At 41.6% G+C, this 16,876-nt stretch carries 7 protein-coding genes; all 7 read right to left on the bottom strand.

Annotated elements, in window-relative coordinates; genetic code table 11:
* Window positions 1–640: 640 nt before the first annotated feature.
* Window positions 641–2,218: a glycoside hydrolase family 43 protein gene (locus HQN83_RS03570; RefSeq protein ID WP_173088631.1), complete on the bottom strand. Its 1,578-nt coding sequence runs from the start codon at window positions 2,216–2,218 to the stop codon at window positions 641–643.
* Window positions 2,219–2,292: 74 nt separating this feature from the next.
* Window positions 2,293–4,224 carry a glycoside hydrolase family 97 protein gene (locus HQN83_RS03565; protein WP_173088628.1) on the bottom strand — a complete coding sequence of 644 codons (1,932 nt, stop codon included), beginning with the start codon at window positions 4,222–4,224 and terminating at the stop codon, window positions 2,293–2,295.
* Between the two features lie 81 nt (window positions 4,225–4,305).
* Window positions 4,306–6,831, bottom strand: a complete 2,526-nt coding sequence (locus tag HQN83_RS03560; RefSeq protein ID WP_173088626.1) for a glycoside hydrolase family 95 protein — start codon at window positions 6,829–6,831, stop codon at window positions 4,306–4,308.
* A gap of 192 nt (window positions 6,832–7,023) precedes the next feature.
* Window positions 7,024–9,444 (bottom strand): glycoside hydrolase family 127 protein, encoded by a 2,421-nt coding sequence (locus tag HQN83_RS03555; RefSeq protein WP_217277300.1) that lies wholly within the window; start codon window positions 9,442–9,444, stop codon window positions 7,024–7,026.
* Between the two features lie 18 nt (window positions 9,445–9,462).
* On the bottom strand, window positions 9,463–11,406 hold the full coding sequence (locus HQN83_RS03550) for an alpha/beta hydrolase-fold protein (protein WP_246254224.1): 1,944 nt from the start codon (window positions 11,404–11,406) through the stop codon (window positions 9,463–9,465).
* Between the two features lie 41 nt (window positions 11,407–11,447).
* Entirely contained in the window at window positions 11,448–12,341 is an 894-nt protein-coding gene (locus HQN83_RS03545) for a sialate O-acetylesterase (protein WP_246254221.1), read from the bottom strand.
* Between the two features lie 134 nt (window positions 12,342–12,475).
* The gene (locus HQN83_RS25210) at window positions 12,476–16,552 is read right to left on the bottom strand and encodes a hybrid sensor histidine kinase/response regulator transcription factor (RefSeq protein ID WP_217277299.1); all 4,077 of its coding nucleotides are present in this window, start codon (window positions 16,550–16,552) and stop codon (window positions 12,476–12,478) included.
* Between the last annotated feature and the right edge of the window lie 324 nt (window positions 16,553–16,876).

Raw genomic sequence — 16,876 nt, 5'->3', positions numbered from 1 at the left:
CGGTCAGCAACTTCTTACTGCAGCGTCGTCGTCAATCGAAAAGAATTAGAGTAACATAAAGATGCCTGTTCATTGATTTGTTTGGTTTAATGCCGCCCCACAATTTGGAGCCTGCAGTTGATTTATATTCAGTTAACCTAATTTAAGATTGCATCATTTTTTAGACTGGTACAATTGTTTAAATTTATATACTTGATGTTCAAAACAGCAAAAACAGGGCTTGCGTAGTCAAAAACAGCGATATTAAGTGTAACAACACATCGATATTTCAGAAGAAAAATCTCCTGAAACATAATTACCATATAAAAATTTATTCCTGCTAAACCAAAAAGCAATTTCACAGCTGGGCGCATGATATAACTGCTTTAACAGCTGCTTATTAACCAAAGCGTTTACAGCTTCGGCGCGGAATCACAGAAATCCTAAAAGGTGTCTCGCATTCAGCAGCATAACAATTCACGCACGGGACACCTATAATTTTCTTCCTGAATATGGTGGATCTATACCGGGGAATCATCATTACCTATCGTCCTGTTTAAACTGAGGAGATGGTGGTCTGGCTTCGGTCCCTGAGGACTACTGCTCTTCGCGTTGCCGGGAATTCAGTCGGGTATTTGCAAATACGGGCGTATTTTAGGAGCTAGTTTGTGGAAGATCGTTGATCTGAAATACGGAAGTAATCAAAATCAGCATACCCGCCTGTTTGTTTTCTGGCATAGTTAAACAAAGCAAACCGGTAGCCCATAAAGTGTGGAATGGTATAAGCCATTTTTAATGAACTTCCTATTTTCTTCCAGTTCTTTCCATCGAGACTATACATGAAGTTGGCAAGATCATGCCGCTGGCTGAAATCACAATCTACTTTAAAATAAACGTTATTCTGGTTAAGCTTGATCCTTTGGCTTTCCACAGGATCAGCCGTATCTACGCTCATGACCACTATATATTTAACACTCCCTTCAACGATCACACCAATTTGCCCATACTTTTTTTGCAGTAAACCCAGCCCAGCAAAATCACCATCCTTCATCTTAGTTACATCAAGCAAGGTAGTTGCAGCGGAAAATGGTCCAATCGTCCGTTGGGTCAACGTATTCCTTGCTTTCAGGAAATCATCATCCAATCGTCCATTGGTCAGCCGCAAATAACCTTTTCTCTTCCTAACCGACCAAGACGCCATATCAGGATTATGGTTCCATTGCCAAACCAGCGGTAAATCAGCTTCAGCCCGCCGGCGACTAAATTCATCAGAGGCAACAATACCTGGGATCAAACCCTTACTCCCCGGTAAATCCAGCGTGTCCGGAACTTTCCCATTGCTCCCCAGTATCGGCCAGTCGTCTTGCCATTTAACAGGCACCAAATAAGGGATACGTCCTACCGAACCGAAATCACGGAAAAGGTAAGCATACCACTCACCATTAGGCCTATCGATAAGTCCTCCCTGGGCCACGCCCATATCCTGCAGCCCAACCGTACCTTCATAGGGACCAGTTAGTTCATCAGCTCTATGGATAACCACCGTCCTCATACCGCCTTTTGGCCAGGTAATGTTAAAGAGATAATATTTACCCTTAATTTTAAACAATTGAGAGCCCTCTGCCGGAAGCCCGATGTTTTTTCCGGAAGGGAGACTTGCATTTTCTATTAGGACACGTTCGGGAACATCAGTATTTGGTCCTGACAGGTCAGGCTTTAGTTCTACTAATTTAATCTTCCCACTTCCATAAACCATATAGACTTTGCCATTGTCATCGAAAAACAATGAATGGTCATGAAAACCTGGTTTAAAAGAACTTGCTTTCCATGGGCCCTTTTCTACATCCTTTGTGGTATATATGTAGGTTTTTCCTGTATTCTGAGCAAAAGTACTCACATAGAAAACACCATTATGATAACGCATACTACTTGCCCAGCTTCCCTGTCCGTAAGCCTGTTTGCCATTTTTCAGGTTGAGGTCATCCACGTTGCCAAGTGTATCATAGGCATAACTTACAATACGCCAGTTTACCAAATCATTTGACTTCATAATCGGTATGCCCGGGCTCATGTGCATGGTTGTGCTGCTCATGTAGTAGGAATTACCTACACGCACCATAGACATATCTGGTATATCCGCAAAAATAAGGGGATTTTGTGCCTTTTGATATTGAGCAAATACCGGGGGGCAAAGAAATTTTAAGGTAATTATAGCCACAAAGGCAATCTTTTTTTTCATCTTATCTAGGTTTTTGTTTAAAAGGGAACCTACCCAAACTTAACATTTAGAATGACGCTATTCAATCCTTTCCGCTATTCAAAAACCGCAACAAAGCCGTCATTTCCCTTTAAGTCAATTTTAACTTTTCCAGCTGACGCTACTTTGAAACGCTTTGAATCAAATGAATTATTGCTGTCCATGCCAGAAGTAATAAAGTTTCCTGTTCTATTTTTTAAGAAGGAAAGGTCTAAAGTCAATGTCTTGGTAGCCTTTTCTCCATTAATGCCTGCCAGGTACCATTTGTTTCCTGACTTCCGGGCAATGACGTACAATTTTCCCGGATAACCATCAATAAATTTAACATCATCCCAACTGTTGGGTAATCCTCTCAGAAATCCCTTTACAAACTCGGGAACATGCTCCATCCCATCCGGGGTCTCTGCATAGTGCTGTATTCCCGATAAAAATGTAATGGCAGTCGCCAGCTCAAAAGCCGCTGTGGTCACGCGCTTTATATTAGGGATCTGGTATAAACACATGGGGGTAAAATCCATCGGATCAAAGACATTCCGGACCATTGAGCTCATCACCGCATGTTCCGGCATCTTATTAGCGGCATCCTGACTAAAGGTGATCATTTCATAACCAAAAACAGCTTCAGCAGTCATCAGATTGGGGTAAGTCCGTTGCCATCCTCTTGGAAGTGTGGCACCATGGAAATTAACCAGCAAATGGTATTTCGCTGCATCTTCTAAAATATCCTGATAATAAGCGATCATAGATTGCCCGTCACCTCCAAAAAAATCTATTTTTATCCCTTTTATGCCCATGTCCTGCAGACGGGCAAATTCCTTTATGCGATCTGTGTGGCTAACCAGCTTATCTTTTGGCGTAAATTTTACAGTATTCCAGTCTCCGGCAGAATTGTACCAAAGGAGCAATCCAACATTCTTTTGTTTTGCATAATCCGCCAGCATTTTCACAGCCTCATATCCTATGGTCTGATCCCAGTTTGCATCAATAAGACAATATTGCCATTTCATATCGGCAGCATAGTCAATATACTTTTTCTGTACCGGGTATATTGTGGCTCCATCCTTTTCCAACACCCAGCTCCAGGATGCTTTACCAGGTTTTATGAAAGACGCATCCATCTCTTTTGCTGGCAAAGCCAGGTCAGTCCCCAGAGTTGATTCCATAATTGTTTTCAAGTCTCCAACTGCAATAATCCTCCAGGGTGTCTTCCAGGGCAAAGTAGACTCCGGATTTAATGCTCCACCTGCGATTTTTTCAGCTGGTTGTGGGAAATTGATGCGATATTCCCCATCATTAGAGAACTGCTGGAGGGCAGTACCACAATAATTACTTTCCAAACCGGATTCCGTAATGATTACCCAAGCATTTTTACTTTTAAATAAAGCGGGGTACACCCAACCGTTAGTACTACTTGAAGGTGTTCCCACCGGAATATCCATCATGTAATGAGCTTCATAGGAAGGGTTAGTATGTTCAAACCCCGTTTGAGCTTCTGTTTTGGGCTGTAACCAGGCCCTTGTTCCTTCCGGAAAGTGAAAACTCGTTGTCTCAGCCGTTATTGTCTTAAGATCATCGCTGTACTCTGGAAATTCATATCGAAATGCAACACCATCATTGGATACCTGAAAAATAACATTCATTCGCTTTCCCGAAATTGTTTTGGTTTCTATTACCAGTTGGTTCGCGCGATAAGTAACATTTCTCTTTTTTGCGTTAGATAGGGTATAATTGTCCTGCATCCCGGGAGAAATAGAAGTCCGCAGAACCTCCAGGTCTTTAGAGAAGTCTTCATCCCCTCTTTTTATTCCCATTTTGGAATCAGTAAGCACAATTTCCCCTTTATACTTAACACTGTAAATCGCCTGAACCGGATTACAGGTTACCTCTATTTTTTTATCAGGACCTGAAACCAGGTAAGTACCACTTTTTTGTGCATTAGCGCACAATACACAAAGCAGAAAATTAAACGATAGGATTATTAATTTCATCAGTATATAGAATATATAAGCGGTAAATCACTACTTATTGAGAACAACTTTTACCAGATCCATTGATTCATTTCTGGTTGGTTAATTTAGGATCAGTGTATACAGTTGATCAGGTTGGGTAACGATATCATAAAGAAATGTCTTGTTGAGCACTGGCATCGTTAAGTCAGCCTTTTCAGAGACGATCGCCTCCGGAGTTTTTTCCAGCGCATAAAATGGATTCGGATTTTCTCCTATCGCTTTCTTCAAACCAGCCACATTCATTTTCATCGGATGAGGAACCCTCAGGCGGAGATTTCCACCAATGGTAGATTTGATGATGGCTTTAATCACTTTTCCATCTGCCCATTCCATCGTAACTACTTCGAAACCTCCCCTTGCCCTCAAACCACTAATGCTCCCCTTCTTTTTCCACTGATCAGGAATCGCAGGAAGTAAATGCAATGCTCCATCCGCACTTTGCATCAACATTTCTGTAATGCCGGCGGTACAACCAAAATTGCCGTCGATTTGAAATGGAGGATGTGCATCAAACAAATTGTTATAGGTGCCGCCTCCACCAGGATTCACTCCTAGAGGGCTAAGTTGATTCTGAATCAGCTTATAGGCATGATTGCCATCCTGCATTCTCGCCCACCAGTTGATTTTCCAGCCCATACTCCATCCGGTTGATACATCCCCCCGTTGGAGCAGGGTGTTTTTAGCCGCTGCATACAATTTAGGTGTGCGGTATGCTGAGATCTGATTAGATGGGAATAAGCCATAAAGATGAGAGATGTGTCGATGTTTATCCTCAGGACTGTCAACATCATCAAGCCACTCCTGCAATTGTCCGTATTTGCCAATGTGCATGGGTGGTAACCGTTTGCGCATCTGCACTAAACTGTCTATAAACTCCGGGTCTTTATTTAGAATCCTTGCCGCGTTTATGGTGGAGGTAAATGTGTCAAAAACAATCTGGTTATCCATGGTTGTTCCTGCATCCAGAGAAGATCCGCCATGTGCTTGCGGTGCATTCTCCGGTGAAGTCCCTGGATTAACCACTAACCATTTGTATTTTGGATGTTCTACTAAAAAATCTTTATAAAAAACAGCTGCCCCCTTCAATATGGGATATACACTTGTCAAATAACTTTTGCTTCCATTGTATAAATAATGCTGCCATAAATGTTGGCTGGACCATCCTCCACCTCCATTCCAAATGCCCCAGAGGGCACCATCAACGGGGCCTGTTATGCGCCATATGTCCGTGTTATGGTGTGCCACCCAACCCCTTGCACCATACATAGATTTAGCGGTTTCTGTGCCTGTTTCAGACATTTCCTTTACCATCCTTAAGAATGGTTCATGTAACTCCGATAAATTTGTAGGCTCAGCGGGCCAGTAATTCATTTGCGCATTGATGTTAATGGTGTATTTGCTATCCCAGGGTGGATTTAACTTGTCATTCCAGATGCCTTGTAAATTAGCCGGCTGACCACCAGGCTGTGATGAGCTGATCAATAAATAACGACCGAACTGATAATACAATGTCACAAATTGAGGATCTGAGACGTTTCTAAAATTCATTAATCTCTTATCTGTAGGCAATTCTACAGATGCTGTGGTACCCAAATCCAGGCGAACACGGTTAAAATATTTTTGGTAAGCACTGATATGTGCACCTAATACTGAAGGGAATGATTTTAAGCTTGCTTTATCAAGATATTCAAGTGCTCTTTTATGTGCATCCCCACTAACGTCTTTATAGTTGTTAAAGTTGGTCGCAATAGATAGGTATATCGTAACCGCATTGGCTCCTTTAATACTAACGGTGCTATCAGTCGTGGTGACCAATCCTCCCTCACTTTTAAACCGGCTGATCACCTCGTATTTTACCATGCCCTTAACCCCTTCATGGTCGCTTGTCAAACCCTGAATTGACAGGTCCTTCTCAGGTGTCACGTTGATAGCAGCATTTTTGTGCGGCGAGGTGTAAGAAGCCCTGAAGGAAATTTGCGAAGGTTTATTCGCCGTCAACCGCATGACCACAACGCGATCACCAAATGAGGCAAATGCTGTCCTGGTATAGGTAACATCTCCAATCGTATAGGATGTCGTAGCGATGGCTTTTTCAATATCCAACTCCCTATAATAATTCTTATAGGCTTCGTGTCCTGTGAATTCCAGATGGAGGTTCCCCGCTGGCTGAAACATCTGGCCTGAAGATTTTTTGCCGAACATCACTTTGTTGGATAAGTCTTCCGCCTCCTTATGTTTACCCTCAAAAATTAACTGGCGAATTTTATTTAAAGAATCGAATGTCTCTGGAACATCATTTCGATTGGGGCCACCACTCCATAGGGTATGTTCATTTAGTTTTAATGTTTCCTTTTCCACATTACCATAAACCATGGCGCCAAGCATTCCATTTCCGATAGGTAATGCATTTTCCCAGGTTTTCCCCGAGGGTTGCTCATACCAGAGCTTTAATTTTGAAGCGCCCTGCTCCTGGGCTTTTAAAGAACCTGTTGAAATCCCTGACAAAAAAAATAAGCCGCCAATAAAACATACCAGCTCAGGCTTAAATCCCTTGAAAGGGAATAATAAAAAAAAACTGAAACGCATTTTAATTCCCATTATACTTAATCTACTATTTGGTTAGCGCTATGAATCTATATTATAGCTACAGGCAATATTAAAACTTGTCAACTGCTAACAAGGGAACTTATCTTCATTATACAGCTAAAAATGTTCAAATTTCCTGTTGAATCAGTAAGGTAATGCCGATGTGTCGCAATTGGACAGCCCTTTACTAACTTACTTTCGGGAGACTAACCTGACATGGTAAACCGGGTCGGTAGTTTTTCCTGGTAAGGCCAGAAATTTCACCCTTACCTGCTGTTTTCCTTTTAACATAGCTGCAGGAATAGGATACGCTTCATTGTAGAAACCAGACTTCTTAAAACCCGCTGTATGATCGACTGCTTTAAACTTCTGGTCATCAATATAAATTTCGAACTGTCTCCCCGCCATACCTGTAGATTGATATCGAATATGCAGTGACAAGGAATCAAGGTCACGCGTTGACAACTGATAACTAAAATAACCGCCATCAAAAGCCTCTCGCCAGAATTCATTGGCAGAAGAACCTGTACGGGAATTTTCAATCTGCATGGCGTGATCTATCTCTGGTTGTTGTTCGCCTGGCGCCACAAAATCTACTGTCCGTTTTTCAAGTGCCAGTTTTTCCCTTTCTTTTCCTGCAACCGAATCCAGGTAAGTAACATATTGTACTGGCGTCAAGGTCATCCAATACATCATGTATCGCGAATCATGGATACGATAAAAAGGTTCCAATACAAGTCTCTCTGGATTTATGATCTTTTCATTTGCAAAGGAAAACGTCATCGGATGATCCTTTACTGCTTTGATCTTTTTAGAAATTGTCCGAAAATTCTCCTCAATAATTATAGGGGCTTTATCCAGAGGCAATTTTTGTCCAGCAGCAATATGCCCCCAACGACTATCATCTGCGATGAGTCCGGCTAATGCCTCCGTTTTAGTTTTCGCAGCAAGTAATATCGGTCCGTGCATAATGGCCACGTACTCCGAAACATTTGGCATTCGTTCAATTGTTGTTTGCATTGGCAAAGTCACTTTAATGACATCGCCTTTTTTCCAGTTTCTTTCGATAGCAACATAAGATGAGGGACCTTTTTTATATTTTATCGTTTTACCATTTACCAATATTTGCATGGCACCTTCCTTCATCCAGGATGGATATCTCAGCATCAGGGTAAATTTGGCAGCTCCCTCAATGATGCTAAGTTTAGTTTTCTCCTGGTCAGGAAAGGCCGTTTCCTGTTTTAATTTTATCCTTTTATCTTTCCAGTTTAGTTCTGAGGCGATAAAAAGGTTCAGATACAATGAATCTTTACGATGGGTATAAATAAACTCGTTGTATTTCCCATGGTTCTCCATTCCGCTACCCACACAGCACCACATGGCTTCGTTAGGAGCAGAATATACACGATAATGTCTGGGCCTTGCCGGGGTAAAATAAACGTACCCACCATGCTCCGGGTGTTGGGTAGATAAGATGTGGTTGTACAAAGCCTTTTCGTAAAAGTCAGCATACTTTGCTAAAGGTTCCGCTCTGAACAAGCCCTGTGTCAGTTTCAACATGTTATAGGTATTACATGATTCCGGGCCTTCCACATCATTTATAAAATCTGAGCCGGCGGCCGCAGTCGGGAAAAACTCCCTCCTGCTGTTTCCGCCAAATGCAAGTGTCCGGTGGTTTGTAACCGTTTCCCAAAAGAAGCTACCGGATTTTTCATATTCAACATCATGGCTAAGTTCAGCGATACGCTGAAAGCCAACAACTTTCGGTACCTGGGTATTGGCATGCTTGTTATCCAGGTTATCAACCTGTTCCGACATTGGTTTCAGCAGCTGCTGATGCGAAAACCGCTTTGCAGCGATCAGGTACTTCTGGTCGCCGGTAATTTCATAAGCATCTGCCAGTTCTTCATTCATACCTCCATGCTCGGTATCGAGCATGGCTTGCATTTGACCTTCAGATAAGCCGGAAGTAAGATCAATTGCCCAGTCGCAGAATTTTAAAAAGACCTCTTTAGCATCCTGATTCCCGCCATATGCCCAGGCATCCCGCAAACCCGCAAACATCTTATGCACATTATACCAGGGAACCCAGGCGTTGCGATAAGCTTTAAAATCACCTCTTTTCAAACCAGACCATATTTGGCTGCTCCCTGGTACTCCACCAACATACCCCTTAGCCCAGTCTGGTTGGACAGCAGAAACATGCTGTTGGCAGGCTTTTAATTCAGCCACCATATAATCCATCCTGCGCTTACATTCAGGGTCCCGGGTAGAAGCATAGTTGAGTGCTAAAGCAGTCAAATAGTGTCCCGCAATATGCCCATCTAAGCCTTCCCAGTTCTTATAGCTGGTTTTCTTTGGTTTTAATCCGGCTTCTTTAAGATACGGAGCCAGCAACCGATCCACATCATAGGCCAGTAACACATGAACATTAAGGTCTCTTGCCCTACTAAAAGGCCCTTCCAGTAAGGTTACCTGCCCCAGGGGGAAGGTATTTGGATAGAGCTTTTCCTGGGCTTTTATTTCTCCACAAAAGAACAGTCCGGCAATTAAAAATTTATTCATCGGACTACCAAGGGCATACAGATTCAGATTTCTTAGAAAACTCAGCATGAGATAGTGTAAAGGGAATTACATAAACAATAATGACGCAAACTTGTAAAGGTTATTTCTCCATACCGGCCAGCTGTGGCCGCCAGGATATTCTTCATAAGCATAGTTAACATTTAAGTCCTTAAATTTCTCAAGCATCAGCTGGCAATTGGTATATGCGATATCTTCTTTGCCTCCCATAGCAATCCAAAGCTGTTTAAGATTGGTATTTATTTTATCCTTGTTGCTTTTTATAAATGTGTACTGCGCCTCAGCTATACTATTCTGGCGTGGAACAATCCAACCTGAACTGAACACACCCAAATAGGCAAACATTTCGGTGTTTTTTATTCCCGTGTAAAGGGTATGCATCCCTCCCATCGATAATCCTGCTAAAGCGCGGCCAGATGCATCATTTTTTGTGCGATAATTCTTCTCTACCATTGGTATGATCACCTCCTTGAGCTCAGATTCGAATTTTTTTAATCCATCCTCAGCAAAAACTAATCCCCCAACATTAGCATCAGGCATTACCATAATCATGGGCTTTGCTTTTTGGGCTGCAATGAGGTTGTCCAGGATCAGATCTCCTCTTCCCTGGTTTGCCCAGCCTGTTTCATCTTCACCGCCGCCATGAAGTATATAGAGTACCGGATATTTCTCATTGATCTGCGCATCATAATCAGGCGGTGTATATACGTACAGCTGGCGCCATGAACCGGTTACTTTTGAAAAATACTTCTTAATACGGACATCGCCGTGCGGCACATCTTTCAAACTGTAATAAGCTCCTGATGTGAAAGGGATTTCTATACCGCTGGCCATCCTGCCCATGCCATAGTAAGTTTCGCTTGAAGGATCAGCTACAGGCAGGCCGTCGACAATTAGCGAATAATAGTGAAATCCCGCTCCGACAGAATCTGTAGTGACATTCCAGTTCCCGGATTCATCCTTTATCATATCATACTTTTTACCTAAATCTACCTGGACCTTTGTGGCCTCCGGTGCATGAAGTTTGAAAACTACCCTGTGGTCAGGTAGAATCTGAGGATACTTGTTCGAACCAATATTAGTTGAGGCAGGCATTCCTGTAACCGCATATTTAGAAAAAGAAGCGGTATCTACCGGTTTGAACAGCAGCTGAGAAAACATATACAATCCATTTTTCCAAACTTTAAAATCATGGAATCCAGGTTCAATAAAATAGACGTGCGGCACATTATTTTGCGCAAGGTAGTCATGAGTACGCTTACTGTTGATGATTAAGTTATCACTTGCACCACAGGATATAAATAACAGTTTGAGCATTTTTTTTGCTTTTGCAGGATCTGGTAATAGATCTTTAGGTGCTCTTGTATTCGGGGCTGAGGAAAAACCGCCTACCCATGCAAACTTGTCCAGATTACCTAAACCAAAATTTAGCGATTGCCCACCACCCATAGATAGTCCGGCAATTGCACGGTGCTCCCTGTCTTTATACACACGGTACTTCTTTTCAACAAAGGGAATCAGGTCGCTTAGCAGGTCTCTTTCAAAAGTTGAAAATGCCTCAATCTTATCTTTTGACATGATATTGCCAATTGGGCGGTCATCTTTCATAGCCCGTCCGTTGGGCATTACCACAATCATAGGCTCCAGCTTACCTGCCGCATAAAGGTTGTCCAGAATCACCTGTGGGGTGCCACCGTTTAGCCACTCCTTTTCATCCCCGCCAATCCCATGTAACAAATATAAAACCGGGTATTTTTTACTTTTTGAATACCCTGGAGGGGTATAGGTAATCGCCTTTCTGATGTTACCTACGGTTTTGGAATAGTAACTGACCGTATCTATTTTCCCATGTGGTATGGCAACATCAACAAGGTCAAAACCCGGAGCGGCAGGTGCCACAATCTTTTGTGAAAAAACGGGCATACAGCACAAAGACAGCGCAGCAACAAGCAAGGACTGGCTGACATTGAAACGTTTATTCAATTTAATCATATTTGGTTATATTAAAGGTTTGTTTTGAGGAACGGTTCAGGTCATTTTCTTTTGGTACCTTCCCCTGATAATGATAGGATTTTGCTGGCATACCGCTTACCAAGTTCCCGATATCCTGCAGCATCAAAATGCAATTTATCTGCTCCGGCAGTACATCCTTTAGAAGAGATGACATATGCGTTCGAAATCACATTGGGAAGTTGTCCGATAATACCATTCATACCCGCGCAAATTCCTCCCTGATCTGCGTGTACCAGTTCTCCGGCAAGTATGGGTACTGAATTTGCTTTAAGGTTCAGATCTTTCAGTAAATTGATGTAAACCGCTTTAACCTTCTCCACCCATAAGCTATCACCTGTGTTGGATTCACCCTGATGTAACAATATGCCCTTAATTACACCGTCTTTCTGGGCGATTTTCGCTAGCTCAACCAAGCGTTCATAAGGATTCCCTCCATATTCATTGATCATTCCTGTCATCCATCCAGGAGCACTGGCAATGTAGGTTTTGCAATTCTCCTTATCAAACAATTCAATTTTGCAGCCACCGACTGCGACATTAATGACACCCACTTTTACATTCTTCGGAAGATTGCCGACCATTGTTCTTCCAAAATAGTCAGCCGGGCTTAATCCGGTGTTGCATCTGGTTAACGGCGGCACCGCATTGTACCATTTTCCTTTTACTCTATCAAGCTCAGGGCAATCCACAGCTTGTAGTACTTGGAAACGATCACTTACATTTAGGGTATCCTGGCCTTCAAACTTCGCATGACCTTCCATATTGGATTGTCCGAAACATAGGTAGATATGAAAATTCTCATCTTGTGCATAGCTTTTGCTGAGGCCTAACAAAAGCATTATAAAAAAGACACCTGTTCTTTTTACGGTCAATACGGATAAACGGAATCCTGAAACATTACTATTGTTCATCATGATAATCATTATTGCTTTTAAATCAACTGTGCATCTTCTGACTCCTACAAAATATCCACGCTAGCGAGGTATAAAACTAGGTAATGGAGCTCCTTTTACCGGGAAGTTTTGAATATTATTGTAGAAGAAATGTTCTAATGTTTGATTTCTCCAACCAAAGCAACATCCACCTTCCGCTTTAAATGTATAAATTCAGTCGGCTGCATATTGAATTTAGCTTTAAAGGACTTTGCAAAATAATTTGGGGTTGCAAAGCCAACCATATAAGCAATCTGAGAAACGTTGAAATCGCTCTTTTCAAGTAAGACAGTCGCTTTATCCAATTTAACTGATCTTATGTATTCTACAGGCGATTGACCGGTCAATTCTAAGATTTTATGGTACAAAGATCCCCTGCTCATTCCAACATGCTTACTCAGATCTTCAACAGAAAGTTTAGGGTTATTCAGGTTTTCCTCAATATACAGGATCACTTTATTCAATAACTTATCGCTATGGGATTCTATGACGATTTCCGGTGTCTGAACCTTGATCTGTTTGGTATAAGTATCTTTGAGCGTTTTATTCAATGCCAGCAGGTTTTTAATTTTGGCATTCAGGATTTCAAAATTGAACGGCTTGGTCAGGTAATCATTAGCACCTGTTTCCAGTCCCCTGATCTGTTCTTCTTCGCCGGTTAAAGCAGTTAGCAATAGGATCGGGATATGATTGGTCCTTTTATCAGACTTTACTTTATAACATAACTCAATTCCATTCATGTAAGGCATATTGATATCGCTCACGATAATTTGAGGGTGGTGCGCCAGGGCCTTTTGCCATCCTTCCTGACCATTGCAGGCCTCATAGATCTTATAGAATCTCTTCAAACTATCTTTAAGATAAAGCCTGAAATCCTCATTGTCTTCCACCAATAAAACAGAAGGGATTTCCATACCGCTTGAGGTCTCTTCTAGACTCACAACTGCCTCCTGCGGGATTTCCGTTTTAAAGGATCCTGAAAAATCCAGTATGGATTCATCCACTGTGGTACTTGCGGAAAACGGAAGGTTGATCATAAAACTACTTCCAATCCCTGGCTCACTTTGAACAACTATAGTTCCTCCGTGCATTTTGATGAATTCCTTGGCAATAGACAAGCCGATCCCACTGCCCTGATTCAAAACAGAGGCACTCGTGTCAACCTGATAAAAGCGGTCAAATATTCTTTCCCGGTTTTCTTCCGAGATGCCAATACCCGTATCCGAAATCCTGATCATCAATAAAGATTCCTTAGCTTCAATGTGAAGCGCACTTTTCTCTAATTCCAGGGATATCGTACCTCCAACAGGCGTAAATTTAAATGCATTAGACAGCAGGTTAAACAATACACGCTCTATTTTATCCTCATCAAAAGAGGTATAAAAACAATTCAGTTGGCTCTTAAATACAAGCTGGATCTGCTTCCTTTCGCTAAGATCTTCAAAGGATGCCAAAACGTCTTTGATAAAGGAAACGATATCTCCCTCTGAGAGATTTAACCTTAATTCCTGGTCTGCCATTTTCCGGAAATCTAAGATCTGATTAACCAGGTTTAGTAAGCGTCTTGTATTTCGCTTGATCATATTTAAAGGGGCGGCAATTTCCGCACTTCTATTTTCCGTCAGTAGCCTGTCAATAGGCCCGATAATTAGTGAAAGCGGTGTACGGAACTCATGGCTCAGGTTCGTGAGAAACTTAATTTTCAGCTTGTCCAGCTCGCGTAATCGTTCCCCCTCTTTACGCTCCTGTTCTATCAGCTGTTGTGCATTCATTTTTTCCTGAATCACAGCAAATTCCATCTTCAGTTTTTGAATCCCTCTGTGTCGGATATAAAGGAGTGTGCCCAAAACAACACTCACATACAAGACATAGGCATATGCGGTACGCCAAAATGGAGGCATGACATGTATTTTTATGGAGGTTTCCCCAGCATTCCAAAGCCCGTCATTGTTACTGGCTTTCACATGAAATACATAATCACCTGGATCAAGGTTCGTATACGAGGCAGATTTTGAAGTCCCACCATCAATCCATTCGTTATCAAAACCTTCTAAACGGTACAAATACCTGTTCTGCTCAGGCGCAGTGTAGTTTAAACTCACATAGCTCAGCGTAAAATTTTGTTTATAATCTAAATAGATATCCTTCACAACTGAAATATGTTCCTTTATAGGGCCGTCCGGCGAGGCTATAATTGAAATATTGGACACTTTAAGATCCGTAAAAAGAACTGATGGCACATTTCTGTTTTTCTTAAAATACTGAGGATTAAAATAATTAAAGCCGTCAGCGCCCCCAAAATAAATCTCCCCATCAGCCGAAATGAAACCGGCACCAAGTACAAAATTGTTATTCTGAACTCCATTGTAAATGGTGTAATTGGTGAATTTATTCGTTTTACGGTCAAAACTACTGATTCCTTTATTTGTGCTGACCCATATTCGTCCTTGCTTATCTTCAACGATTGCATAGACAGTCCCATTATTCAGGCCATTTTTTTCAGAAAAAGTGATAAACTGATTCGTTTTACGATCGAATAAGCTTAAGCCACCACTGAATGTTCCGACCCATATGTTTCCCATACGGTCCTTTAGAATAGACAATGTAAGGTCATTGGGCAGTTTACTGTTTGCTTTATTATGAATGGCGAAATTGTTGCTGTCAGGATTAAAGACGGCAATTCCTGAGCCATAGGATCCAATCCAGATCCTGCCTGCATTGTCTTCTTCAATAAACCGGATAAAGTTGTTGCCAGGATAATCATGTTCATTTGCTGCCTTAGGATTTTTACAGTATTTCACAAGCACTTCATCATTGGCTCCTAAAACATCCACACCTCCTCCATTGGTGCCCACCCATATTTTGCCTTTTCTATCTTCTTTGACACAAAATATATCATTTGAATTTAGCGCATCCGGACGATTACGGGAAGTGATTTGCCGAAATTTACCGGATTTTACATCCATCACCACCAGGCCGCTGGCATAAGTTGCAAGATACAATTGCTTAGACCTGGTTAATTCCATGTTCATGATCGAAATGTTACTCAGGTTGGCCCCATTTGCTAAAGGGAAATCAAACCGCTTAAATAATTCTGTTTTACGATTGAAAACATTAAGTCCCCCGCCATCGGTCCCAACAAAGATATCGTCATCTTTATACTCGGCAAACGAAGTTACAATAGAGGCATTTAATCCATTTCGGTTGAAAATATTACTCTGCTTTAGTTGAAAAAGATTCAGATTGGTATCGTATTTATTCACCCCTCCGCGGTAAGGCCCCAACCAGTAAATGCCTTGGTTATCTATATAAATGCAGCTTATAGATCTCCCTGTCAAACTGTATATATCCCTTGGATCTGCATTGTAACTTTTAAAGGTTCCTCTTTTAATATCAAGAACACTTAAGCCATCATCAGTCCCAACCCACAGCTGCCCCGTATTGTTTGCTGCAACACTCAGTACAATATTATTGGTTAATGTATTTGGATCTGTACGGTCATGTCTGAAATGTTTAAATCCTTTCCCACCCGGAGGTAAAAAACTAAGCCCATTTCTTGTCGCAAACCATAAATTACCGGAAGGGTCTTCAGTGATTGACGAAACATAATTATCACTCAGACTTGAAGGATCCGATGGATTGCTTTTAAAATACTGGAATGAGTTTGTTTGTCTTTCGTATAAATAGAGCCCATTATCAGACCCGACCCACATTCTATGTTTGCTGTCCTCATAAAGACAGTTTAGCACAATAGGTGGCGCTGACCCCCTGGAGCCGCCATTAACAGATAACTTTGTGATTTTTTTTGTTTCTGGATCTAGTACATCTAGACCACCATAGGTCGCGACCCATACTTTACCCGTATAATCGCTGCGGATTGCACGCACATTGTCCTGACTCAGGCCTTCGGGACTCCCCGCAGGAAAAGTAATAAAGGAATTCTTCTTCCGGTCATATAAACTCAGAGATCCTCCGGAGCTTCCGATCCATAGATTACCCGCCTTGTCTTCATGTAATGCACGAACGTCATTGGCCTGTAATCCAGAGGGATCGTCAGATTTATATTTGTAAACGATGAAATTGGTGCCATCAAATTTATTCAGTCCATCTTCGGTTGCAAACCACATTAAGCCGTACTTGTCTTTTAAAATGGCGTTGATCATATTGGAAGAGAGTCCATCTTTAGTTTTCAAAGCGGTAAAGTTCACTTTTTGCTGTTGCGCATATCCTAAAGCGCCTGTCAAAACAAAAAAGAAGAAACAACAACAAAATCTTTTAAATATGGCCCTATTCAACATGGTCTATGGTTACCTAAAGTTACTTAAATGTGTATACCGAACAGCCAAAATTCAGAAAATTTCAAATCAAATGGCTGTCAAACATTATGATTCCGATTGATGTTTGCCTTCAGCCGAAACAGTTACAAGTGATATATTTGGTTTTCAATAACGAAAGTAACTACAAATTAGGCATACGGTAGCAACAAATGTTTATTTTTTAGCTACAAAAGTTTAAAT

The organism is Pedobacter foliorum (assembly GCF_013266735.1).
GTDB classification, from domain to species: domain Bacteria; phylum Bacteroidota; class Bacteroidia; order Sphingobacteriales; family Sphingobacteriaceae; genus Pedobacter; species Pedobacter foliorum.
Note: the sequence above shows the minus strand (reverse complement) of the source record. Positions and strands in the feature narration are given on the sequence as shown.